The organism is Ensifer sp. D2-11, assembly GCF_054161295.1.
The window spans coordinates 2334481-2357053 of sequence record NZ_CP096433.1 but is presented as its reverse complement, the minus strand read 5'-3'; the positions used below and the strand labels follow the sequence as shown (position 1 = coordinate 2357053).

The following is a 22573-nucleotide window of genomic DNA, read 5'->3' as shown; positions in this document are numbered from 1 at the left end:
TCGCCGTGATCCAAAGGAGGGTTTGATGATCGGGCTGGCAATTGGCGTCGCCGTTATTCTTTATCTCGTCTTCGTCTATAACGGCCTCGTCAAGGCGCGGCAGATGGCCGAGGAGGCCTGGTCCGGCATCGACGTGCAGTTGAAGCGCCGCGCCGATCTCATCCCGAATCTGATCGAGACGGTGAAGGGCTACGCCGCTCACGAGAAGTCGACGCTCGAGGAGGTCGTTACGCTGCGCAACCGGGCTCAGGCGGTGCCGGAAGGCGATGTCGCGGCGCGGGCCGCGGCCGAAGGTGCGCTTTCGCAGGCGCTTGGCCGCGTCTTCGCGCTCGCCGAAGCCTATCCGGACCTGAAGGCCAACGAGAATTTCGCAGAACTCCAGCGTTCGTTGGAAACGATCGAGGGCGAGATCCAGATGTCCCGGCGCTATTACAACGGCGCCGCGCGCGATCTCAACGTCAAGGTCGAGAGCTTCCCGTCGAACCTGATCGCCAACGCCTTCCGCTTCGTCAAGGCCAGCTATTTCGAGATCACCAACGAGGCGGACCGTGCGGTTCCATCGGTCAAGTTCTAGATCAGTTTCACTGAATCGATAAAACGATCTATCGGTTTGAAACCACGCACTTCCGGACGGAAAACCGTTACATGCTTTTCCTGGAAGTGCTCCGGCGGGCCTGAAAGAGGGAAATCCCGATGAGGCGGCTTTTCGCGGCGCTTGCGCTCGTCACCTTCGTTCTTGCAGCGCCGCGCGTCGCGGCGGCGGAAGAGTTCATCTCCGCCTACCATTCGGTCATCGAGCTCGCGAAAGACGGCACGCTCACGGTCACCGAGACGATCACGGCGAACGTCGAAGGCAACCGCATCCGGCGCGGCATCTATCGCGATTTTCCGCTGACCTTCGCCGATGAGCGCAATGGCCGCAGCAAGGTCGACTTCAACCTTCTCTCCGTCGAGCGGGATGGCGACGAAGAGGAATACCGCACGGAATCGATCAGCGGCGGCATCCGCATCTACACGGGAAGTGCCGACGTGCTCCTGCCGCATGGCGAACACACCTTTCAGATCACCTACGAGACGAGCCGGCAGATACGCTTCTTCGACGATCACGACGAGCTCTATTGGAACGTGACCGGAACCGAATGGGCATTCCCGATCGAGGAGGCGACGGCCACCGTCACCTTGCCGGAGGGCGTGAAGGCGGAGGCGCTAGACGTCTTTACCGGCGGCTACGGCGCGACCGAAAAGGATGCGCGCGCGGTGGAGGAGGGCGACGAAATCTTCTTCGCGACCACGCGCCGGCTGCGCCCGCAGGAAGGATTGACCGTCGCGATCAAACTGCCCAAGGGCAGTATCGAACGGCCAACCTCCTCCCAGGAAAATATCTGGTGGCTGCGCGATCACATGACCGTGGTCATCGCCGGGTCCGGCCTCCTCCTCGTCCTGCTCTATTACGGGCGTGCCTGGGTGCGTGTCGGCCGCGACCCGGCCCGCGGGGTCATGGTCCCGCGCTGGGACCCTCCGGACGGCGTGTCGCCCGCGCTCGTCAACTACATCGATAACAAGGGCTTTTCCGGCGAAGGATGGACAGCTCTTTCCGCGGCGGCGCTCAACCTTGCGGTCAAGGGGCATGTCATCCTCGAGGACCTGAAGAACGCGGTCGTCATCACCGCCACGGGCAAGAACGGCGAGAAGCTGCCGACCGGCGAAGCAGCCCTGATGAAAGCGGTGGATGCGGCCGGCGGCAAGCTCACCATCGACAGGGCGAACGGCAAGAAGATCCAGGCGGCGGGCTCCGGCTTCCGCAGCGCGATGGAGCGCGAGCATCGCGGCAAGTATTACCGCGCCAATACCGGATACGTGGTCGGCGGCATCGTGCTTTCGGTCGCCACCCTCGCGGCGCTGTTCGTCTTCGGCGACTTGAGCGAGGACAGCGTTCCTTTCGTCATCGTCCCTGTCTTCCTCGCCGTCTTCATTTCCGCCTTCGCCGTTTCGGTCGGCAAATCGCTGCGGCGTGGCTCGAGCCTCGCACGCCGCATTCTGTCGATCGTCGTGCTTGCCTTCGTCGGTTTCGTGCTGTTCACCGTTTTCTCGAGCATTCTCGCCGCGCTCGTCTTTTCGGCCAGCGATCCGGGCGACCTGCCGCTGTTCTTCGCGATCGGGGGCATCGTCCTCGTCAACGGGCTTTTCTATTACCTCATGGGCGCGCCGACGCCGCTCGGCACGCGCATGATGGATGGCATCGACGGGCTCAGGCAATATCTTACGCTTGCCGAGAAAGACCGTCTGAACATGCAGGGCGCGCCGGAAATGTCGCCGCGGCATTTCGAGACCCTGCTCCCCTATGCCGTCGCACTCGGTGTGGAGAAGCCCTGGAGCGAGACCTTCGAGCGTTGGCTGCTTGCGGCCTCCGCGGGCGCGGCGGCAGCCGCCTATCAGCCGAGCTGGGATCACGGCGACAGCTTCGGGCCCGGATCCTTCACCGACACGATCGGCGGTTTTGCCGGTTCGATGGCGGATACGATGACGTCTTCCTTGCCGCCGCCTCCGAAGAGTTCGTCCTCGGGCTTTTCTTCCGGCGGCGGATTTTCCGGCGGTGGCGGGGGCGGCGGCGGCGGTGGCGGCTGGTGATGGCGGATTTCCTCGCCGGCCGTGATGACATTTTCGCCAGAGCTTGCTAAGTCCGCCGCAACCTTCCGGAACAGAACGAAGTCTCGAATCCATGCCCGATCTCCTTATTGAATTGCGATCCGAAGAAATCCCCGCCCGCATGCAGCGCAAGGCGGCCGGCGATCTGAAGAAGCTCGTGACGGACGCTCTGGTTGAGGCGGGGCTCACCTATGAAGGCGCGCGCGAATACTGGACGCCGAGGCGGCTGGCGCTCGACATCCGCGGCCTGACCGCGCGCTCCGCCGATCTGCGCGAGGAGCGCAAGGGTCCGCGCATCGACGCGAACGAGAAGGCGATCGAAGGCTTTCTCCGCGCGGCGGGCCTCTCTTCCCTCAGCGAGGCTCATGTCCATAATGACCCGAAGAAGGGCGATTTCTACGTCGCGCACATCGTAAAGCCCGGCCGCGAGGCGGAAGAGATCATCGCCGACGTGATGCCGGCGATCATCCGCGACTTTCCCTGGCCGAAATCCATGCGCTCCGGTGCCGCTTCGGCGAAACCGGGCAGCCTTCGCTGGGTCCGGCCGCTGCAGTCGATCGTCTGCACCTTCGGCGCGGAACACGACGAGACGAAGGTGATCCCCTTCGAGGTCGATGGCATCGTCGCCTCGAACATCACCTACGGCCACCGTTTCCATGCGCCGGAAGCGATCACGGTCCGCCGCTTCGCCGACTACGCCGAGAAGCTCGAAAAGGCGAAGGTCGTGATCGATGCGGAGCGCCGCAAGGAGATCATCTCCGCCGACGCCCACAATGTCGCCTTCGCCAACGGCCTGGAGCTCGTCGAGGACGAGGGCCTCCTGGAGGAAGTCGCCGGTCTCGTCGAATGGCCGAGGGTGCTGATGGGCAGCTTCGAGGAAAGCTATCTCGAAATCCCGTCCGAAATCATCCGGCTGACGATCAAGACCAACCAGAAATGCTTCGTCACCCGGAAGCGGGGCGCCGAAACGCTGTCCAACCGGTTCATCCTCGTTTCGAATATCGAGGCGAAGGACGGCGGCAAGGAGATCGCCCACGGCAACGGCAAGGTCGTGCGTGCGCGGCTCTCCGACGCGGCGCATTTCTGGAAGCGCGACCAGGGCGATCTGCCGGATCTCGAAACGCTGACGGCGTCAGCCGAGAAGTTCGGCCTCGATCTGAAAAAGCCTCTCGACCAGCGGATGGCGAAGCTCGACGCCCTGAACGTGACTTTCCATGCCAAGCTCGGCACGCAGGGCGAGCGTGTCGCCCGCATCCGCTCGCTCGCCGCAGCACTCGCCAGGCTCACCGGTGCCGATGCGGCCTCCGTCGATCGCGCGGTCGTGCTCGCCAAGGCGGACCTGCGCACCGAGGCAGTCGGCGAATTCCCGGAACTGCAGGGCATCATGGGCCACAAATATGCAGTGCTGCAGGGCGAAGCCGCGGCCGTCGCCGATGCGATCGAGGATCACTACAAGCCGCAAGGACCATCCGACCGTGTGCCGACCGATCCCGTCTCGGTAACGGTGGCGCTTGCCGACAAGCTCGATACCCTCGTCGGCTTCTGGGCGATCGATGAAAAGCCGACCGGCTCCAAGGATCCCTATGCGCTGCGCCGTGCGGCACTCGGCGTGATCCGGCTCATTCTGGAGGGAAGTGCACGGCTGCCGCTTCTGCCCTGTTTCGATGTGGCGCTCGCCGCGCTGAAGGCACAGCGTCCGGATATCACAGCCGAGATCTCCGCCGATCTGCTCGCATTCTTCCATGATCGTCTGAAGGTTTACCTGCGCGATCTCGGCGCGCGATACGATCTGATCGATGCGGTGCTCGCGCCGGATGCGGACGACCTGTTGATGATCGCCCGCCGCGTCGAGGCGCTGACCGCCTTCATCACGGCCGAGGAGGGCAGGAACCTGCTCACCGGCACGAAACGTGCGACGCAAATCCTCGCTGCCGAAGAGAAGAAGGGTACGGAAGTCGCCGAGAGCGTCGACGAAGCACTGTTCCGGCTCGATGCCGAGCGGACGCTGCACGCTTCGATCAAGGTGGCGTCGGACGATGCGCGCGACGCGATCGTCAAGGAGGATTTCCGTTCGGCCATGCAGGCGCTCTCGAAACTGCGCGCACCGGTCGACGATTTCTTCAATGACGTTCTCGTCAATGACGAGGACAAGGCGATCCGTGCCAACCGCCTCGCGCTCCTGGGCCTCATCCGCTCGGCGACGGGTGAGGTGGCGGACTTCTCGAAGATATCCGGGTAACTCGGAGCGCTCTGCACTGCAGAGGTTGCCGTGTTAACGGCCGGCCGATATGAAGGCCTATGACCGCCAGGATTCTCGTCAGTGCCTGCCTCATGGGACATGCCGTGCGTTACGACGGCGCGTCGAAGCCGCTCATTCACCCGGCGATCGATCGCTGGAGGCGGGAAGGGCGGCTCGTCACCATCTGTCCGGAAATGTCGGCCGGCATGCCGGTGCCGCGTCCGCCGGCGGAGATCGAAGGCGGCAGGACGGGCGCCGACGTGCTCGCCGGCAGGACCCGTGTCCTCGAAAAGACGGGCGGCGATGTGACGTCGGAGTTTCGCCGCGCTGCGGAGAATGCGCTTGCGCTGGCACGCGAGACGAATTGCCGGTTTGCCCTGCTGATCGACGGCAGCCCGTCCTGCGGCTCCGGCTTCATCTATGACGGCCGGTTCAGCGGCGAGCGAATTGCGGGTGAGGGCGTGACGGCCGCGCTGCTGCGGGCCAACGGCGTCGAGGTCTATTCCGATCGCGAAATAGAGACTCTGGTCGCGAGGATCGGCGGCGATACAGGCAATGGAGTTGGGGCTCCCAATGAAGTTGGGGTATCGCCCTAAAGATTACGCCCCTGCTTCTCTCAGGGGCGCAACCTCTCGCTATTGCAGCGAATTTGCCCGTCAGCCTTGAACGTCGACTGACTGGGGCAGGGAACCTTAATGATATGGTGTCAATCTAGGCGACGATCGAAAGCAGCTGGATCAATTTTCCGTGAACCGTCGCTGGCCATAGACGCGGCAACCGCGGCGGTTTTTGCGGTATGGTCGATGGAGATTTCCGCAATCCCAGCGGGGAGGGTGCTTGACGAGATGTCGGCCACTGCCGGCTCGCTCGTCTCCATTCCCGCGGCCCGGATCGCGTCATCCGATGCATCGTTGACGAAAATCACCGGCGAGCCGCCCAGCCACGCCTCCGTGCGGACCGACTTCACCTCTCCATGGATTTCCTTGAGCTCCACGCGATCCGTGCCCGGCGCAAGATCCGGGACGACGTAGGAAGGCTTCTTCTTTGGCTGCAAGGGCGGGCAAGCCTCGCAGGAAACCGTCGCGACGCTCGAATTGACGGCCTCGCCGGAGGTGATGTTGTCGATCGAAGAGGCTGCCGCGGGACCGGCGGCATAGACGAGAGCGGCTGTGATCAGCAGGGAACGCATTGATCTCTCCTCGATTGGTCGAGGTGAGAATAGCGGTATCCCCTTACCGCCCGGTCAGGAGAAATGATAAAAATTGAACGATACGGCTTTTCCTGCAGCGCCGCTCGCTGGAGCCGTCAGGCAGTCTCGCGCGCGACCGCCCGCCAGCCGATGTCGTTGCGATAGAAGCCGTTCTCCCAGCTGACGTCGCGAACGGCCGCATAGGCTGCGTCCTTCGCCTCGCCGACGGTCTTTCCCGTGGCGGTGACGTTCAGCACCCGGCCGCCGGCTGCGACCAGCCCGCCGCCCTTCATTGCGGTTCCGGCATGAAATACCTTCGTCGCGGCGGACGCGTCGGGCAGGGCCGCGATCGGCGTATCTTTCTCGTAGGCGCCCGGGTAGCCGCGCGAGGCCATCACCACGGTCAGGGCAGCTTCGTCGCGCCACGCCGCTTTCATCCCTTCGAGCGTTCCGGTGGCCGCCGCGTAGAGCAGCGGCAGGAGGTCGCTCTCGAGCCGCATCATCAGCACCTGGCATTCGGGATCGCCGAAGCGGACATTGTATTCGATGAGCTCCGGGCCCTTTTCCGTGATCATCAGGCCGGCAAAGAACACGCCGGTGAAGGGATAACCGCTTTCTGCCATGCCGCGGACGGTGGGCTCGATTATCTCTTTCATCGTCCGTTCCACCATCTCGGCGGTCATGACGGGCGCGGGCGAATAGGCGCCCATGCCGCCGGTGTTCGGCCCGGTGTCGCCGTCGCCGACACGCTTGTGATCCTGCGCGGAGGCGAGCGGCAGTACGCTCTTGCCGTCGCAAAGGCAGAAGAAGCTCGCTTCCTCGCCGTCGAGATAGGCCTCGACGACCACCTCGGCGCCGGCCGCGCCGAAGGCGCCGGCGAAGCATTCGTCGACTGCGGCAAAGGCTTCGTCGAGGCTCATCGCGACCGTCACGCCCTTGCCGGCGGCAAGCCCGTCGGCCTTGATGACGATCGGTGCGCCCTCTTCGCGGATATAGGCCTTAGCGGGCTCGGCATCGGTAAAGCGTCTATAGGCGCCGGTCGGGATCCCGTATCTCGCGCAGAGGTCCTTGGTGAAACCCTTAGAGCCTTCGAGCTGGGCCGCTGCGGCCGAAGGGCCGAAGGTGGGAATATCGGCCGCGCGAAGCACGTCGCCGAGGCCGGCGACCAGGGGCGCTTCGGGACCGACCACCACGAAATCGATCGCATTGGTCCTGCAGAAATCGACGACGGCCTCATGATTTTCCGTGTGGAGGTCTACGATCGCGGCCTCCTCGGCGATGCCCGGATTACCGGGGGCGGCATAAAGCTTGGTCAGCCTCGGCGACTGCGCGATCTTCCATGCAAGCGCATGTTCGCGGCCGCCCGATCCGATCAGAAGAACCTTCATCGCCATCCTCGCCGTCAGGAATTGTTGCGCTGCGGTTAAGACGGCAGGCAGGACGAGGTCAAGGAAAAAGCGGCCCGTGCTGCAATTTTCCTGGTGTCAGCCAGCGTCCTTCTCTCGCAAGTGACGTCAGCGCCGGCTTGCAGCCACCGGCCAGACGTCGCCGTCAGCCGGCTTGTCTGCGGCGAGCGCGACCCGGGAAAGCGCCCAGATCGCCAGCTCGGCGAGCGGGAGCGGCTTGCTGATCAGATAGCCCTGGAAGCGGTCGCAGCCCGCCGCCGTCAGCATGGCGAGCTTTTCCGGCGTATCGACGCCTTCGCCGACCACGGTCATCTCCTTCGCGTGGCATAGCGCGACGACCGCTTTGAGCACCGCCAGCGATCGCGAAGCGGCCAGGTTGGAGACGAGCGCCCGGTCGAGCTTGATGGTGTCGGCGGCATAATCGATGATCTGCTGAACCGATGTGTAGCCGGCGCCGAAGTCGTCTATCGAGAGCCGGAAGCCCTTGCTCCTGAGCTCTTCCATATTCAGGCGCAATTGATCGCTGATTTGGACGGCGAATGTCTCGGTGAGCTCGATGTCGATCGATCGCGCCTCCAGGCCGTGGCGCGTGAGGCAGTCCGAAAAATGCTCGTTGATCGACTTCGAGTGCAGCTCGGCCGAGGAAATGTTGATCGCCAGAACCGTATCGGGGCCGAACAGCGCCTTCAGTTGGTGGCAATCCGACATCGCCTTGTCGATGACCCACCAGTCGATCTTCGTGAACAGACCGGAGCTCTCGGCTATCGGAACGAATTCGTCGGGCGTCACATGCCCCAGGACCGGCGAGTGCCAGCGCAACAGAGCCTCACAGCCGGTGACTTTTCCGCCGGCGTCGACGATCGGCATGTAGACCAGGTGAAACTGTTCGTCGGGATCGAGCGAGCGCAGTTCATCCTGGATCTGCCGCTGGCGGGTGCGCTTGTCGTTGAGTGCGCGGGAGAAGCGGGCGGACCGGTTCTTGCCGGCGGTCTTCGCCTGGTACATGGCGGCGTCGGCATTCGAGATCAGCTCCGCGACCGAGCTCGCATCATCAGGACATGCCGCCACGCCGATGCTTGCCGTGACCGGATAACGCTTGCCGGAAAGTTCGAAGCCATCTGAAAACAGAGCGAGGATCGCGCCGCAGATCTCCTGCACCGCGCCGTCGCCGGGCTGCGAACGCAACAGAACCGCGAATTCGTCGCCGGAGAGCCGCGCCAGGATGGCCGGCTCCTGCCCGCGTCTGCGCGTGATCTCTTCGACGTCGCGTGCGATCCGGGTGGCCAGCGTTTTCAAGAGCTCGTCGCCGACATCATGGCCATGTTTGTCGTTGACGAACTTGAAATTGTCTATGTCGATGAAAAGCAGGCTGCATTTCTCGCGGGATGCGACAGCCTCCTGGACGGCCTGCGCGGCAAGCATGTTGAAGCGCCCCCGGTTGCTGATGCCCGTCAACGTGTCGGTCCAGGAACTCCGCTGCACGAGTTGGAGCGACTGCAGGGATTGTCGATGCATCTCCCGGATGTTTCGCGTCAGACGGCCGATTTCGCCGGCCTCGTCCACCTCGGCGATCTCCTCGCGCGCCCCGGCCATCACCGCCATGACGTTGGTATCGAGCGTTGCGATCGGTCCCGTGATGAAGCGGCGGATGAGCACGATGATCAGCCAGATCGAAAAGAGGCTCATGGCCAATGCGCCCAGGGCGAGGAGTACTTTCTGACGCAGCATCTGGGCTTCGAAATGCGCATCGGAAACGGTCAGCGTCGCATGCAAGGCGGGCCCGAGAGGAACGCTTGCCGACAGATCGTCGGTCACGGCAAGCGGCCACGGCTGGAGCACGATCTCGGCGCCATATTCCCTTTTCAGGGGGGGCTGCAGCCTGAGAAAGCGGTCGGGCTGTACCGCAACCTGCATCAGCAGCGCATTTGCCTTGTTGCTGGGAGCCGGCCGGCCAAAGGTCACCGGATCGACGAACAGCGAGTAGACGACCCGCGGCCGGTCGCCGGCGGAATCGACATAGCTCCAGTCGCCGAGTTTCGATCCGTTGAGCAACTGGCGTGCGAGATCGAGCTGTGCCGGATCGATTTCCGCAAAGGGATCCCAACTGTTCTCGAAATAGTACTCCGCTTCCAGCTTGCTGTTGAAAACAGCCAGGGAGATAAAGCCCGCAGGATCGTCGGACAGCGACGTCAGGCTCTCCTGCAGCCGCACACCGAGCGCATTGGCGCGATATTTCTTGTCGGTTTCGGCCACGTATTGCCGCAGCGCGTTGCCGCTCAAGAGCGCGTTGAGGGCACCGCGGCTACGCCGAACCTCGTTCTGGAAGACGGAGGCGGCATGCTCGAGCCGTTGTGAAAGTTTGGCGTGCTCGAGTGCGCGGATGGAACGGCTCTGTGCGACGTGAACGGAGAGAGCTGCGAGAAGATAACCCGCCAGCACGACCGGAAAGATGAGGATGAGCGCACGCTTGCCGAGGGTCACTGGAAGTTCGCCAACGTGTTGATGATTCGCCGGCGCGCTTCAATAGATCGGACGGACAATTCCTGGTGATGCTGGTTCTTCGCCATGATTTCGGGCGGCGGGTAGATTTCCGGATCGGAGCGCATGGTCTGCGGAAGGAGCTTGAGCGCCGCGTTGCTTGCAGTCGGCATGTTGAGCGCGATCGCATTGGCAGCGGCGGCCTCCGGCGACCCAATGAAGTTCAGGAATTCGAGGGCCCGTTGCTTGCGAGGGGATGCGGCCGTGACGGAAAAACAGTCGAGCCACGACAATGTACCCTCTTTCGGGACCGAATAGCGCCATAGCCCCGCCTTGCCGGCTTTACTGTTGAGCACATGCTGATCGCCGCTGTAGCCCAGCGCCAGATATATATTTCCGGCTAACGCCGGATCCTGGATCGAGGTGACGACGTAGTCGTAGGTCAGCACGAATGGGGCCTGCGTCTTCAGGAGCGCAAATGCGGCCTTCAGCGTTGGCGTGTCGTCGGCATTGACGGAGGCGCCGAGCAGCATCAGCGGAGGCACGAAAATCTCGCTGTGGTCGGCGAACATTGCGATGTGTTTGCGCAGCGCCGGCGCAGGACGCATCATGTCCCGCCAAGACGTCGGTGGCGGCGTGACCACATCGGAGCGATAGAGGATGCCGACCGTGCCCCAGAAGTAGGGAAGGCCGTAACCGGCGCAGGATTTGCGCCATTCCGGCGCATAGTCCTCGAGCACGGGCAGATTGGTCTCGGAGAGCGGCTCGATGATGCCCTTCCGTCCGAAAAGCGTCGCGCCGTTCTCATCGACGATGACAAGATCGATGTTACGGCCCGGATCGGCAAGAATCTCGTCGCGGGCATCGTCGCTGTCGAAATTGATCTGGCGGATGGAAACGCCCGTCTTCTCGGTCCAGCGGTCGATGAGACCCTCGTCGATATAGTCTTCCCAGATAAGCAGGTTGAGCGTTTCGGCGCGGCTCGCGGAAGCGCAAAGCAGTGTCGCCAGAAAGACGGAAATAACCCCGCGTGCCTTCATTCTCTGCCCCTGCACACCCCCATCGCCGGACGCTATCCGGCAATGATTGAGGAATGCTTACGGCTGGAGCAAAGATCGTGCGGGCGCGAGGCGCCCGCACGCCTGTTTATCGCGCGGGCAGCTTCGGCAGAAATACGGTGAGCAGCCCGAGGAGCGGCAGATAGGAGCAGATCTTATAGACGAACTCGATGCCCTCCCGGTCGGCGAAGATGCCGAGGACCGCGGCGCCCATGCCGCCGGCGCCGAAGGCGAAACCGAAGAAGACGCCGGCGATCAGCCCCACCCGGCCCGGAACGAGTTCCTGCGCGAAGACGACGATTGCCGAGAAAGCGGACGAAAAGATGAGGCCGATGATGACGCTCAGCACGCCCGTCCAGAACAGGTTCGCATAGGGCAGAAGAAGGGTGAACGGGACGACGCCGAGGATCGAGAACCAGATGACGAAGCGGGCGCCGTACCGGTCGCCGATCGGGCCGCCGAGGAAGGTTCCTGCGGCCGCCGAACCGAGGAAGAGGAACAGCATCAGCTGCGCCTGCTGCACGCTGGTGTCGAACCTTTCGATGACGAAGAAGGTGAAATAGCTCGAGATGCTGGTGAGATAGACGTTCTTCGTAGCCGTCAGCAGGACGAGGATCGCGATCGTCCACAGGACCCGCGTCTTCGGCAACGGCAGCGCGCGGCTGGGGACGGGACGGCTCATGGTCGCGCGGCGGTGGCGCACGTACCACATGCTCACCCAGGAAAGCACGAAGAACCCGGTGATGGCGACGATGGAGAACCAACCGAGGCTGCCCTGGCCGAAAGGGAGCACGATGAATGCGGCCAGCAGCGGGCCAAGCGCGCTTCCGGCATTGCCGCCGACCTGGAACAGCGACTGTGCCAGGCCGTGGCGGCCGCCCGAAGCAAGTCGGGCCACGCGGGAGGATTCGGGATGGAAGATCGCCGACCCGATGCCGATCAGGCTCGCTGCCAGGAGAAGCATCCAGAAGTGGTCGGCATTGGCGAGAAGCAGGAGGCCCATGCAGGTCGAGAGCATGGCGAACGGCAGCGAATAGGGGAGCGCCCAACGATCCGTCACGATGCCGATGGCCGGCTGCAGCATCGACGCCGTCACCTGAAATGTGAACGTCAGAAGGCCGATCTGGACGAAATCGAGCGCGTAATTTTCCTTGAGCAAAGGATAGAGCGCCGTCAGCAGCGATTGCATGATGTCGTTCAGCATATGACAGAAGCTGACCGCCAGGATGACCGAGAATGCTGTCTTTTCCGGGCTGATGCCGCCCGCCGACGTGACCGTTGCCATGGAATGTTTCCTTAGGAGGCGGCTCGCCAAGGGAGCCTTTTCGGCCATCTCTAGACGGCTTGTCGCTGGCCTGCTTTTGTGATTTGGTCGAGTTCTTTCGTGAGTGGGCCATATGGCGAAATCGGACCGACATCACCTGCCAAAGTTGCCGGACGCGGACCATTTCAGAAGCCTGGAATGGATCGAGAAGGCGAACGCGCCCGTTCTCGCGATCGGGAGGGATTACGCCTGCGGGCTCACCGTGCCCTCCCACAGCCACAGCCGGACTCAACTCTGGTGGGCGCGTTCGGGGGTGGTGCTCGTCTATACGTCGGGGGGGCGCTGGATGATTCCTCCGGGACATGCCCTGCTGATCCCTGCGGGTATCGAGCATTCGGCCGAGATGGTCAGCGATGTGCGTATGCATTCCATTTACATCTCGCCGGAGGCAAGCGAGGCGCGCCGGCCTCTCGTCCTGGAGATGAGCGCGCTCGTCGGCAGCCTCATCGACGAACTTGTCGGCGCCGGGAACGAAGCATCGTCCGAACGGCGCGAAAGCCTGATGATGGAATTGCTGCTCACGGAAATACCGCGGCTCAACCAGCGGCCTTTGGGCCTGCCTTTCCCGCGCGACCGCAAGCTCGCAGCCCTCTGCCGGCAGTTTCTGGAGGCGCCGTCGGCATCGGCGAATATCGACGCATGGGCGGCCCGCATGGGCATCAGCCGGCGTTCCTTCACGCGGCTCTTCCGGCAGGAGACGGGCGTGAGCTTCGTCACGTGGCGACAGCATGCCTGCATTTTCGCCTCGCTGCCGCGCATCGCGGACGGCGAACCGATCACCACGGTGGCGCTCGACGCCGGCTATGAGAACGTCGCGGCTTTCACGACCATGTTCCGCCGCATGCTGGGAGCGCCGCCGAGCGTCTATCTGCGTGACCAGCGGACCTGAACGGCGTCGGCACTTTCTGGGATTGCTCTAAGTCCTGTTGAGATTCGGAATACCCGCCGCGGCTTGTTCTATGTGACAAGCACAGAAATGAGGAGCGATTGCAGCCGACAAAACCCACCAGAGCTACAACGCCATTATCCAACTCACAGCAGCCTTCATAAACTAAAGATGATTCTCAAATACCTTTAGTCCAATTTGCGAGATAGCCGCGGTGCTGCGTGAGTGCGGAAGCTGAAAAGATCGGGTTAACAGAATCGCAGTGACTTGTCGAAGATAAGAATGCGTTGTATGACTTAGGGAGTCACTCCTTATACGTGCTTAAGTCATGTACCGGGTTTCCTCCACTGACGAACTATTCTTCGGAGTATAGATGCGCATTCATGTTGTTTTTCTTGCGTCTCAGGCTTTTCTTCTTGCAGCTGGAGCCGTTGCTGCCGAAGAAGGCCGGTACCCATGGTCTGGAGACTGGTATCTGAAGATAGGCGCCACTGGTTTTCTCGGTCCGGAGTATGAAGGCTCTTCGAAGCGCATGCTTCAGGCGGCGCCGCTCGTTTCGCTCGGCAAGGCTGGTAGCGCCGTGCGCTTTTCGTCGCGCAACGACAACATGTCCTACGCCCTGCTCGACCAGGGACATTTCCGCGCTGGCGCCGTCGGCAAATTGATTTTCGAGCGTGACGAGGACGACTCGAGCGATCTTGACGGACTAGACCGTCCCAAGTTCGGCGGCGAAGTCGGCGGTTTCGCCGAGGTCTACCCCACGGACTGGATGCGTCTTCGCGCCGAGATACGTCAGGGTATCCGCAGCCATCACGGGGTCGTCGCCGATGTCGCGGCGGATGCCTTCGCCGATCTGGGCGACACCGTCCGCATTTCCGCTGGACCGCGGTTGACGGCGGCATCGAGCGATTATTTCGACGCCTATTATGGCGTCAACGCAGCGGAATCCGCTGCTTCGGGACTCGGCACCTATGATCCGGGTGGCGGTATTCACTCCGCGGGTCTCGGCGCGGAGATCAACTGGATGGCGACCGAGAAGCTGGAGACGGGTGTCTATGCCGAATATCGGCGATTGATGGGCGCTGCCGCCGATTCAAGCCTCGTACGCGAGCGCGGCAGCCGCGACCAGTTCCTCGTCGGGGTGACCGCAACCTATCGCTTCGATTTCACGCTCCCCTGACGGGCCGCCTGGAAGGCGGCGGGATGAAATGGGGCGCTTGACCGGCGGGTTTTGCGGGGCCAAACAAAGGCCATGAACAGTTTTATCGATTCCGGCCGCGTGCACGACGCGCCGTCCAATAATTGGGTCTATCGGGTTCTGCCGCGAGCGCTGTGGCCCTATGCGCAGCTCGCCCGCTGGGACCGGCCGATCGGCTGGCAATTGCTGCTGTTGCCCTGCCTCTGGTCGGCCGCCATGGCGGCCGGGGCGGCGGCTTCGCTCGGCAGCTTCTCGGCCGGGCGCTTCCTTTTCCATATATTTCTCTTCACTGTCGGCGCGATTGCCATGCGCGGTGCCGGCTGCACCTACAACGACATCGTCGATCACGACATCGACATGGAAGTGGCACGTACGCGTTCGCGCCCGCTGCCTTCCGGCCGCGTCACCCGCTTTCAGGCGAAGGCATTCATGCTGTTGCAGGCCCTTGTGGGTCTCGTCGTGCTCCTGCAGTTCAACGGTTTCACGATTTTTCTCGGCTTCCTTTCGCTGGCGCTGGTCGCGATCTATCCCTTCGCCAAGCGTTTCACGGACTGGCCGCAGTTTTTCCTCGGGCTCGCCTTCTCCTGGGGCGCGATCATGGGCTGGACCGCGGAGTTCGGCAGCCTCTCCCTGGCTGCGATCAGCCTCTACGCTGCCGCCATCGCCTGGACCATCGGTTATGATACCATCTACGCCTATCAGGACAGGGAGGACGACGAGCTGATCGGCGTCCGCTCGACCGCCCGCCGCTTCGGCGACAACCCGCAGCCCTGGCTTATCGGGCTATACGGGATTGCGGTTTTCCTGATGCTTTTCGCCTTTCTGGCGGCCGGTGCCGGATTCTTCGCCTATGTCGGGCTTCTGGTGGCCGCGGTGATGCTCGCCTACCAGATCGTCGTATTAAACATTCACGATCCGCTGCAATGTCTCGCGCTATTCAAGTTCAACGGCGTCGTCGGCCTGATCATCTTTGCCGGACTTGTGCTCTCGCTTCTCGTGCGGCTCATTTGAATACAAAAGCCGGCCATAGGACGCGGAGCGTCGTAGGGCCGGCTTGCTGATCTATGTCTTACGGCGTGGAACGCTGCGGTCACGCCCGGGCGATGATTTCGCGGCCGTCGATCTTCATCTGGATACCGAGACTGCCGGTGGAGCGGCGCACGAGAAAACGCGGGCGGCGCTCGGCGAAGAAGGAATGACGGCGGCGCGGCTTTGCGGGAGCGGTGCGGACATCGCCGATATGTTCCTCAAGCGGCCGCGCGACCCCGTCGGCTTCCACCATGAGCATCGGAATGCGATAGGCTTCGGCCCAGGCGCGCCAATCGGCGGCGATGTCCGAAAGATCATGAGCCACGAGCAGCGGGATACAGAGATCCGGATCATCGTGATGAAGTTCGAGCGTCACTGTAACCTCCCCGTCGCCATGGTCGATTGCCCGTGCCGCCACACCCTTGAAAGCTCGCGCCGGCAGAGCGATCGAAAGCGGCAGGCAGCTGAATGGTAGCACCTTGCGCAGAACAGCGCCACGCTCGTCAAGGCTGATGCTGACATTCCCCGTGTGCCCGCGCAGCACGTAGCTTGCTTGCTGCGGAAAGCGCTTCGGGTCAAGTCTGAGCGTGTTTTCGACCCAAGCCGGCTGAGAGAGTGTATTGCGCATTTCATATCGCCCTTGTTTTTCCTTGAGAGCCGTTCCCGGCCTTCCTGTCGGGACTTTTCGTCCTCTACGGGCTGAGGATAGGTGGGCTCCGTTCCGGGCGGCTTAAAATTCGCGGTTAAAAAAACTTTGCTGTCTCCGATGGTTAGCAAAAGCCGAGGCCGCAAGGTTTCTCATTCGTCAATGAAACCGCGGGCATTTTCGACGTGCTTTGCCAGGGCGCGGGATGCGAGCGGAAAATGGGCACTCACTTTCCTCGTCCCGCTCCAGCGGGAAAAGCCACACACAAGCATGCTGCGCGATCTTGGTCATCATCGGAGTGGTTTCAGGGGATGTCGGAGCGCCGGCGGTCCCCGTTCCTTGCTGGCGGGCGACGCATGGTTTCGACTTATCTCGACTACAATCTGATCGCACGGGACATGAAGCTCAGCCTGAGGCGCGTGTCGGAGCAGACGATCGTCGCCCGCGATACGCAGTATTACAGGGAGAACATCGGCAGTGTGGCCTCTGTCGACGAGTTCCTAGCCGATTACCGCCTCTATTCCTACGCGATGAAGGCCTATGGCCTGGCGGACATGATCGAGTCGGTCGCCTTCATGCGGAAGGTGCTCGAAAGCGATCTGTCCGACGACAACAGCTTTGCCAACAAGCTGACGGACGAACGATACCGCGATTTCACGATGGCGTTCAGCTTCAGCGGTGGAACGGCGGTTTCCCAGACGGAAGCGCAGCTCGACGAGATGATCGGCCTCTATAATACGAGTATCGCCAGCATCGGGGAAACCCAGAAGGAAGAGACGCGCTACTACAACGTCATGATCGACAAGGTCACCAGCGTCGATCAGCTTCTGAACAATGACCGTCTGCGGACCTATGTCTTCACTGTCTTCGGTATCGACGAGAGCACTTACTCCCGTGAAACGCTCCGCAAGGTTCTCTCCAGCAATGCCGACGACCCGGAAAGCTATGAGAACACCGTGCTCGAGCCCAGACTATCGGAGCTCGAGGCTGCCAGAGCCGACGCTCAGGCGAAGCTCCAGCAGAGCGGCACGACGCAGGCGGAAAAACTGGAACTCCAGGCGAAGATAGCCACCTACAACAAGTCGATTTCCACGGTCAGCAATTACCTGGCGATGGCGGCGGCTTTCCAGTTCGAAGCCGACGGCACGGTGGCCGCGGGATCGGCACAGACCGCCGCGCACAAGAAGACCATGAATGAACTCTACGTCTCCAGCAATTCCCGGGTCACGCCTCAGGCGGCGCTCCTGAATAAGGCCTATTTCGAGGAGAAGATCGCGAGCATCACGACCGTCAGCGAGCTTGTCGCCGATACGCGCCTCTATAACTACATCCGCACGGCCTTCGATCTCAACGAGGTCACGATCGTGCCGGCGACGATCAAGAATATCCTGACCAGCGATCCGGACGACCCGAACAGCTACATCAACACGATCGGCAAGGGCAACGAGAACTACAAGGCGCTCGCCAGGGCCTTCAACTTCCAGGCGGATGGCACGCTCGCGGCGGGCGATGCAGCGCAGACCGCGGAGCAGACGACACTCACCTCCAGCCGTTACATGACGCGCTACAATGACAAGGACGACGCAGCGGACGAGAAGGCGATCGGCGCCTATAAGCTTGCCGTAGAGAAGATGACGTCCGTCAGCGACTTCATCGAAACGGCTTCGATCTACGATTTCGCGCTGCAAGCCGTCGGCCTCGATCCGGATTCCGAAAGCGCGCGGACGATCAAGCGGGTGCTGACCAGCGATCTCACCGATCCGGAAAGCTTCGTCTATACGCTGAAGGACGAGCGTTATTTGAAGCTCGCCCAGCTGTTCAACTTTACGACATCGGGCGATATCGGCGTTCCGGCATTGGCCCAGTCGGAGACGCTGATCCAGGAGACCGCCAAGACCTATATCGTCAACAAGTCCCGTTTTGGTTCGGAGGAGGACAAGACCAAGGCCGAAGCGGAAGCCGAATATTATACGGCCGAAGTCGCCAAACTCTCCTCTCTCGACGAGTTTCTCGCCGATTCCCGCCTGGTCGATTTCGCTCTCGAGGCAAACGGCATCGATCCCGAGAATGTCACCGTCGATTTCCTCCGCGACATCTTCACCTCCGATCTGGACGATCCCAAGAGCTTCATCAATCAGCAGCAGAACTCCGGAGCCTACATCGCCCTGGTCACCTCGTTCAATTTCGACAGCGGCGGCAATGTTCTGCGCGAGGACAAGAGCGTCATCATCACGCGGCAGGGGCTTTACGAGACCCTCGACCGGTATCTGCACCAGTCGCTGGAAGAACAGGCAGGCGAGGACAATGCAGGTGTCCGCCTGGCACTCTATTTCGAGCGCCAGGCAGGCTCGCTCGTCGACGCCTACGATCTCCTGGCGGATGATGCGCTCGCCGAAGTGTTCCGCACCATCTTCAGCCTGCCCGACGAATTCAGTTCCATGGACATCGACCAGCAGGCAAAGATCGTCGAGAAGAACCTCGATCTCGAGAAGCTGAGCGATCCCGCCGAACTGAAGAAACTCCTCGCGCGCTTCACCGTGCTCTACGATCTGGAGAACAACATGGAAGTCGATCCGGCCGTGGTGGTGCTTTCAGGCAGCGGCAGCAATATCGGCATCAGCGCCGATACGCTCTTCCAACTGTCGCAGCTCAGGAAGGGCGGGTAGGGCTTAATGGCGGGCGGCCCGGAATCGCGCACTTCGGGATGCCGTCGTTACTCGCCTCGATCCTCGCGCAGCACCTTATCGGGGTTCATGATCCCCGCCGGGTCGAAGGCGTGCTTGATCCGTCGCATGAGCTCGATCTCGATCGGCGATCGGATCGCCGCGAGTTCGTCTCGCTTCAACTGGCCGATGCCATGCTCGGCAGAGATCGAGCCGTCATGTTTGAGCACGACGGCGTGAACGATCGCATTGATCTCGCGCCACCGATCGAGAAAGCTCTGCTTGTCCGCGCCGACGGGCTGGGAGATGTTGTAGTGGATATTGCCGTCGCCCATATGGCCGAAGGCGCAGATGCGCGCGCCGGGGATGGCCTTGGAGACCAGCGCATCCGCCTCCGTCATGAAGGCCGGAATGCTCGACACCGGGACCGAAACGTCATGCTTGATGGAGCCACCCTCAGGCTTTTGTGCCGGCGACATGCTTTCTCGCATGTGCCAGAGCGCTCTGCGTTGCGCTTCGTTCTGGGCGATGACCGCGTTTTCGACGAGACCGTCGGCAATGACGGCTTCGAGAAGGTCTTGCACCATCCGTTCCGCGCTTTCGGCGGTATCCGAGGTGGAGATATCGATCAGCGCGTACCACGGATGCGTCGTTTCCATCGGATCTCTGACGCCGGCGATGTGCCGGGTGGTGAACTCGATGCCGAGCCGCGGCATCAGTTCGAAGCCCGTCAGGGCCGGCCCGCAGACGCTTGTTGCCCGATCGAAAAGCGTAAGTGCGTCCTCGACGCTCCTGAGGCCGGCAAAGGTCACCTGGTGGCCGCGCGGTTTCGGAAAGAGCTTCAAAACGGCGCCGGTTATGACGCCGAGCGTTCCCTCGGCGCCGATGAAAAGATCGCGCAGATCGTAGCCGGTATTGTCCTTCCTGAGGCGTCTGAGCCCATCCCAGATCTCCCCGGTCGGGAGCACGACTTCCAGCCCCAGGCAGAGCTGGCGCATGTTCCCATAGGCAAGCACGGCAGTGCCGCCGGCATTGGTCGAAAGATTGCCGCCGATCCGGGCAGAGCCTTCCGAGCCGAGTGACAGGGGAAAAAGCCGGTCGGCGTCATCGGCGGCCTTCTGGATGTCCGCCAGGATACAGCCGGCGTCGGCCACGATCACGTTGCCGACCGGGTCGATGTCGCGGATGCGGTTCAGCCGCTCGAGGGAAAGGACCACGTCGGCTTTGCCCTCGCGTGGAATCTGTCCGGCCACATGTCCGGTATTGCCGCCCTGCGGCACGACTGCCGTTCGGGTCTGACTCGCAAGCCGCATCACCAGCGAAACTTCCTCGACGGAGCCGGGCCTGAGCACGAGCGGCGTCGTGCCGCGGTAGAGCCCGCGGGACTCGACGAGGTAGGGTGCCGTGTCGGCGGGTGCGGTGAGGGCATTGCCAGGCCCGACGATATCGACGAAGGAGGCGATGAGTTCGGGAGAAGGAAGTACGGTGGTCATGGCCCTGCCTCGGATCAACGTGGTTGCTTCAAGCGTGCCGATGGCCATCAGCCCCGCGGCGCGGCCGCGCGCTGCAGCCGGTCGATTATCGCCTCGCCGAGCCCCTCGCTCGGGATCGGGCCGAAAGCGATGGTCGCGGCGCCGCTGGCATCCGCTTTTTTCATATAGTCGAAAAGATTGGCGGCGGCTTCCCGCAGGCTGCCGTCCGGACTGAGATCCAGGACGATCGCGGCATCGGCTTCACCGGGAAGCGCCTCTCCGCCGAAGCGGATCAGGGCTTCTCCCTTCCGGACCTCATCGGCATCGAGCCGCACAGTGGCACCGGGAGCGTAATGCGAGGCGAGCATGCCGGGCGCCTCGATGACAGCGCCGGCGGCCTCCGGGCGCTCGATGGCGAGCCCGGTCAGCGCTTCGATCTCTGCCGCGTCGAGCCCCCCGGGCCTCAGCAGCCGCAACCTTCCGTTCTCGACCTTGACGATGGTCGATTCCAGGCCGATCGCGGCCGGCCCCGCGTCGAGGATGAGCTTCAGCCTGGAACCGAGATCCGCCTGCACATGGGCCGCACTGGTGGGGCTGATCTTGCCCGAGGTGTTGGCGCTCGGCGCTGCCAAAGGCCGCCCGAACCGGGCGATCACCCGGCGCGAGAAGCCGTCGGGCATGCGAATTCCGAGCGTATCGAGACCGGCGGATGCGAGCGTGTGCACGGTGCTCTCCCGCCGCTGCGGCAGGATCAGCGTGAGGGGGCCGGGCCAGAAGGCCTCGGCCAGACGTCTCGAAACCGGATCGAAGGTCACATGCGCCTCTGCCATCGCCAGATCGCAGACGTGGCAAATCAGCGGATTGAACCGCGGCCGCCCCTTCATCTCATAGATGCGGCTGATCGCATCGGGGGTCGTGGCATCGGCGGCAAGGCCGTATACGGTCTCCGTCGGGATCGCGACCGGTTCGCCGTCCGAAAGAACCGCGCAGGCTTTCTCGATTGCCCGCTCAGGTTCGATGCGCGTGTCGATGATTTCGGCCATGGCGTTCTGATCCTTTCCGTCGCTTCCTTAACGGAGCGACCGCAAAAACAGAACGATTTTCTTTGTCAAAGGCTGCGAACGATCCGGCGCAAGGCTTCGTCGCGTGCGCCGAGCATCAGCACGTTCTTCAGCGCCACCTTCGGATCCTGCGTCCGGAAAATCAGCCCGTTGCCGCGCACGTTGCGGTTGACGACGATCCGTTCCTCGCTGGCGTCGGGCTCGATCGCGACGGCGAAATACATGCGCGAGTAGCCCGGCTGGATACGGTCGAAGAAATGGGTCTCGTTCCCGAGCTCGCAGAAGAAGTTCGCGAAATAAAAGGACCAGGTGATCTCATGCCCATTGGCGAGGCAGGTTTTCGCGGCGGTCACGTGGCAATAGCCGAGATGCGGACTGCTGGGGAGCGTGCGATGGAAAACCATCTTCGGGAACTGGATCGAGGCATGAAAGCCGTTGATTCGCCTGTGGGTCGTCTCGCCCGCTGTCGTCAGCTTCCGCGCCGTCTGCTGCGCCACCTCGGCATAACTCAGATACTGTCGCTCGTTCGGCATCCACCGGCGTCTATCGATCCGGCCGGTCCGCAGGAACTCGGTGTGAGCCTTGGCTTTCGGCGGCGCGGCCGCCTTGTCGGCAGCGTCGTAATATCGGAGTTTTGCCATGGGCGTCGTCGCGCCATCCTGTCCGCAAGCGGGTTGATCGCGGCGAACGTTAAATCATCACAGTTAACGAATTGGTCCCGGTATGTCCGGGCCGGCATCGATCAGACCCTTGTGTTGGCGGGCCGTGTCGCAGAATGGCCACTCGCCTTCGCGCCATGAACGGCGCTGCCGAAAAATCCTCCAGCTGCGCAGGGATTCATCTATTTCCTTGTTTGTTATGGATAATATTGCATGCCTTCGTGCCGATTGTGTCGCGTCTGGCTGTCGTCTTTCTGGAATCGGATGTCGTCTATTGGCAGTTGCCGGGCCGGTCCTCAGGCTTAGATGAGGACACTCAAGGTGCCGCCTCGAAGGGAGGGCGGAGAATTGGGAAGCCGGTCAAATCCCGGCGCTGCCCCCGCAACGGTGGTGGAGCGAACAGCCACGGCAGAAGGCCACTGGACACCGCGTCCGGGAAGGCGCCGGGCAGGTCCCTTGCGGACGGCTCCAGAGCCCGGAAACCAGCCTTGAAGCAGAAATAGACCGTAGCTGGTTGCGGCGGGCAGCCGGATCGGAGCCAATTGCGTTGCGGGTCCATGCGGCCGGCGCGGGTTCCAGTCCTGCCTCTCCGAAACGGCGGAAAAACGAGGACAAGGGC

General features: G+C 62.4%; 17 protein-coding genes and 1 riboswitch. Of the genes, 8 read left to right on the top strand and 9 right to left on the bottom strand.

Annotated elements, in window-relative coordinates; all coding sequences use genetic code 11:
- Positions 1-25: 25 nt before the first annotated feature.
- The 4 genes from M1D34_RS11395 to M1D34_RS11380 all read left to right on the top strand — a co-directional run bounded on the left by M1D34_RS11395 (position 26) and on the right by M1D34_RS11380 (position 5481).
- Positions 26-574 (top strand): LemA family protein, encoded by a 549-nt coding sequence (locus M1D34_RS11395; RefSeq protein ID WP_010968864.1) that lies wholly within the window; start codon positions 26-28, stop codon positions 572-574.
- A gap of 119 nt (positions 575-693) precedes the next feature.
- Positions 694-2628, top strand: a complete 1935-nt coding sequence (locus M1D34_RS11390; RefSeq protein WP_498779102.1) for a DUF2207 domain-containing protein — start codon at positions 694-696, stop codon at positions 2626-2628.
- A 91-nt stretch (positions 2629-2719) separates the two neighbouring features.
- A complete protein-coding gene (gene glyS / locus M1D34_RS11385) occupies positions 2720-4885 on the top strand; it encodes a glycine--tRNA ligase subunit beta (protein ID WP_498779100.1) in 2166 nt (721 codons plus the stop codon).
- A gap of 59 nt (positions 4886-4944) precedes the next feature.
- Positions 4945-5481: a 2-thiouracil desulfurase family protein gene (locus M1D34_RS11380; protein ID WP_498779099.1), complete on the top strand. Its 537-nt coding sequence runs from the start codon at positions 4945-4947 to the stop codon at positions 5479-5481.
- A 110-nt stretch (positions 5482-5591) separates the two neighbouring features.
- Here M1D34_RS11380 and M1D34_RS11375 read toward each other — a convergent pair whose 3' ends face one another.
- From M1D34_RS11375 to M1D34_RS11355, 5 genes are all read right to left on the bottom strand, one after another.
- Positions 5592-6074 carry a plant virulence effector HPE1-like domain-containing protein gene (locus M1D34_RS11375; RefSeq protein ID WP_498779097.1) on the bottom strand — a complete coding sequence of 161 codons (483 nt, stop codon included), beginning with the start codon at positions 6072-6074 and terminating at the stop codon, positions 5592-5594.
- Positions 6075-6190: 116 nt separating this feature from the next.
- Positions 6191-7462 carry a phosphoribosylamine--glycine ligase gene (gene purD / locus M1D34_RS11370; RefSeq protein ID WP_498779096.1) on the bottom strand — a complete coding sequence of 424 codons (1272 nt, stop codon included), beginning with the start codon at positions 7460-7462 and terminating at the stop codon, positions 6191-6193.
- Between the two features lie 126 nt (positions 7463-7588).
- Positions 7589-9961 (bottom strand): putative bifunctional diguanylate cyclase/phosphodiesterase, encoded by a 2373-nt coding sequence (locus tag M1D34_RS11365; RefSeq protein ID WP_498779095.1) that lies wholly within the window; start codon positions 9959-9961, stop codon positions 7589-7591.
- The gene (locus M1D34_RS11360; RefSeq protein WP_498779093.1) at positions 9958-10998 is read right to left on the bottom strand and encodes a polyamine ABC transporter substrate-binding protein; all 1041 of its coding nucleotides are present in this window, start codon (positions 10996-10998) and stop codon (positions 9958-9960) included. Before M1D34_RS11360 ends, M1D34_RS11365 begins: the two co-directional genes overlap by 4 nt.
- A 106-nt stretch (positions 10999-11104) precedes the next feature.
- The gene (locus M1D34_RS11355; protein WP_498779092.1) at positions 11105-12301 is read right to left on the bottom strand and encodes an MFS transporter; all 1197 of its coding nucleotides are present in this window, start codon (positions 12299-12301) and stop codon (positions 11105-11107) included.
- Between the two features lie 112 nt (positions 12302-12413).
- Between M1D34_RS11355 and M1D34_RS11350 the strand changes: the two genes are divergently transcribed.
- The 3 genes from M1D34_RS11350 (at position 12414) to ubiA (ending at position 15435) form a co-directional block, all read left to right on the top strand.
- Complete coding sequence (locus tag M1D34_RS11350) at positions 12414-13229, top strand: AraC family transcriptional regulator (RefSeq protein WP_003533310.1); 816 nt, start codon at positions 12414-12416, stop codon at positions 13227-13229.
- A 370-nt stretch (positions 13230-13599) separates the two neighbouring features.
- On the top strand, positions 13600-14406 hold the full coding sequence (locus tag M1D34_RS11345; RefSeq protein ID WP_010968872.1) for a MipA/OmpV family protein: 807 nt from the start codon (positions 13600-13602) through the stop codon (positions 14404-14406).
- A 72-nt stretch (positions 14407-14478) separates the two neighbouring features.
- Positions 14479-15435, top strand: a complete 957-nt coding sequence (gene ubiA, locus M1D34_RS11340; protein ID WP_003533315.1) for a 4-hydroxybenzoate octaprenyltransferase — start codon at positions 14479-14481, stop codon at positions 15433-15435.
- A gap of 79 nt (positions 15436-15514) precedes the next feature.
- Here ubiA and M1D34_RS11335 read toward each other — a convergent pair whose 3' ends face one another.
- A complete protein-coding gene (locus M1D34_RS11335; RefSeq protein ID WP_498779089.1) occupies positions 15515-16081 on the bottom strand; it encodes a DUF6101 family protein in 567 nt (188 codons plus the stop codon).
- 374 nt (positions 16082-16455) lie between these two features.
- On the opposite strand from M1D34_RS11335, the gene M1D34_RS11330 reads away from it, so the two are divergent.
- Positions 16456-18765, top strand: a complete 2310-nt coding sequence (locus tag M1D34_RS11330; RefSeq protein WP_498779087.1) for a DUF1217 domain-containing protein — start codon at positions 16456-16458, stop codon at positions 18763-18765.
- A 47-nt stretch (positions 18766-18812) separates the two neighbouring features.
- Here the strand turns inward: M1D34_RS11330 and M1D34_RS11325 are convergent, their stop codons facing one another.
- The 3 genes from M1D34_RS11325 to M1D34_RS11315 all read right to left on the bottom strand — a co-directional run bounded on the left by M1D34_RS11325 (position 18813) and on the right by M1D34_RS11315 (position 21936).
- On the bottom strand, positions 18813-20255 hold the full coding sequence (locus M1D34_RS11325) for an FAD-binding oxidoreductase (RefSeq protein ID WP_498779085.1): 1443 nt from the start codon (positions 20253-20255) through the stop codon (positions 18813-18815).
- Between the two features lie 47 nt (positions 20256-20302).
- Positions 20303-21277: an L-threonylcarbamoyladenylate synthase gene (locus M1D34_RS11320; protein ID WP_498779083.1), complete on the bottom strand. Its 975-nt coding sequence runs from the start codon at positions 21275-21277 to the stop codon at positions 20303-20305.
- A gap of 65 nt (positions 21278-21342) precedes the next feature.
- The gene (locus tag M1D34_RS11315; RefSeq protein ID WP_010968878.1) at positions 21343-21936 is read right to left on the bottom strand and encodes a DUF6656 family protein; all 594 of its coding nucleotides are present in this window, start codon (positions 21934-21936) and stop codon (positions 21343-21345) included.
- A gap of 320 nt (positions 21937-22256) precedes the next feature.
- Positions 22257-22459: riboswitch (cobalamin riboswitch) on the top strand.
- The last annotated feature ends 114 nt before the right edge of the window (positions 22460-22573 follow it).

What these genes read in the sequence shown, in the direction of transcription:
- M1D34_RS11395 (WP_010968864.1), top strand. Translation starts at nt 26, where the DNA reads ATGATCGGGCTGGCAATTGGCGTCGCCGTTATTCTTTATCTCGTCTTC.
- M1D34_RS11390 (WP_498779102.1), top strand. Translation starts at nt 694, where the DNA reads ATGAGGCGGCTTTTCGCGGCGCTTGCGCTCGTCACCTTCGTTCTTGCA.
- glyS (WP_498779100.1), top strand. Translation starts at nt 2,720, where the DNA reads ATGCCCGATCTCCTTATTGAATTGCGATCCGAAGAAATCCCCGCCCGC.
- M1D34_RS11380 (WP_498779099.1), top strand. Translation starts at nt 4,945, where the DNA reads ATGACCGCCAGGATTCTCGTCAGTGCCTGCCTCATGGGACATGCCGTG.
- M1D34_RS11375 (WP_498779097.1), bottom strand. Translation starts at nt 6,074, where the DNA reads ATGCGTTCCCTGCTGATCACAGCCGCTCTCGTCTATGCCGCCGGTCCC.
- purD (WP_498779096.1), bottom strand. Translation starts at nt 7,462, where the DNA reads ATGAAGGTTCTTCTGATCGGATCGGGCGGCCGCGAACATGCGCTTGCA.
- M1D34_RS11360 (WP_498779093.1), bottom strand. Translation starts at nt 10,998, where the DNA reads ATGAAGGCACGCGGGGTTATTTCCGTCTTTCTGGCGACACTGCTTTGC.
- M1D34_RS11355 (WP_498779092.1), bottom strand. Translation starts at nt 12,301, where the DNA reads ATGGCAACGGTCACGTCGGCGGGCGGCATCAGCCCGGAAAAGACAGCA.
- M1D34_RS11350 (WP_003533310.1), top strand. Translation starts at nt 12,414, where the DNA reads ATGGCGAAATCGGACCGACATCACCTGCCAAAGTTGCCGGACGCGGAC.
- M1D34_RS11345 (WP_010968872.1), top strand. Translation starts at nt 13,600, where the DNA reads ATGCGCATTCATGTTGTTTTTCTTGCGTCTCAGGCTTTTCTTCTTGCA.
- ubiA (WP_003533315.1), top strand. Translation starts at nt 14,479, where the DNA reads ATGAACAGTTTTATCGATTCCGGCCGCGTGCACGACGCGCCGTCCAAT.
- M1D34_RS11335 (WP_498779089.1), bottom strand. Translation starts at nt 16,081, where the DNA reads ATGCGCAATACACTCTCTCAGCCGGCTTGGGTCGAAAACACGCTCAGA.
- M1D34_RS11330 (WP_498779087.1), top strand. Translation starts at nt 16,456, where the DNA reads ATGGTTTCGACTTATCTCGACTACAATCTGATCGCACGGGACATGAAG.
- M1D34_RS11325 (WP_498779085.1), bottom strand. Translation starts at nt 20,255, where the DNA reads ATGACCACCGTACTTCCTTCTCCCGAACTCATCGCCTCCTTCGTCGAT.
- M1D34_RS11320 (WP_498779083.1), bottom strand. Translation starts at nt 21,277, where the DNA reads ATGGCCGAAATCATCGACACGCGCATCGAACCTGAGCGGGCAATCGAG.
- M1D34_RS11315 (WP_010968878.1), bottom strand. Translation starts at nt 21,936, where the DNA reads ATGGCAAAACTCCGATATTACGACGCTGCCGACAAGGCGGCCGCGCCG.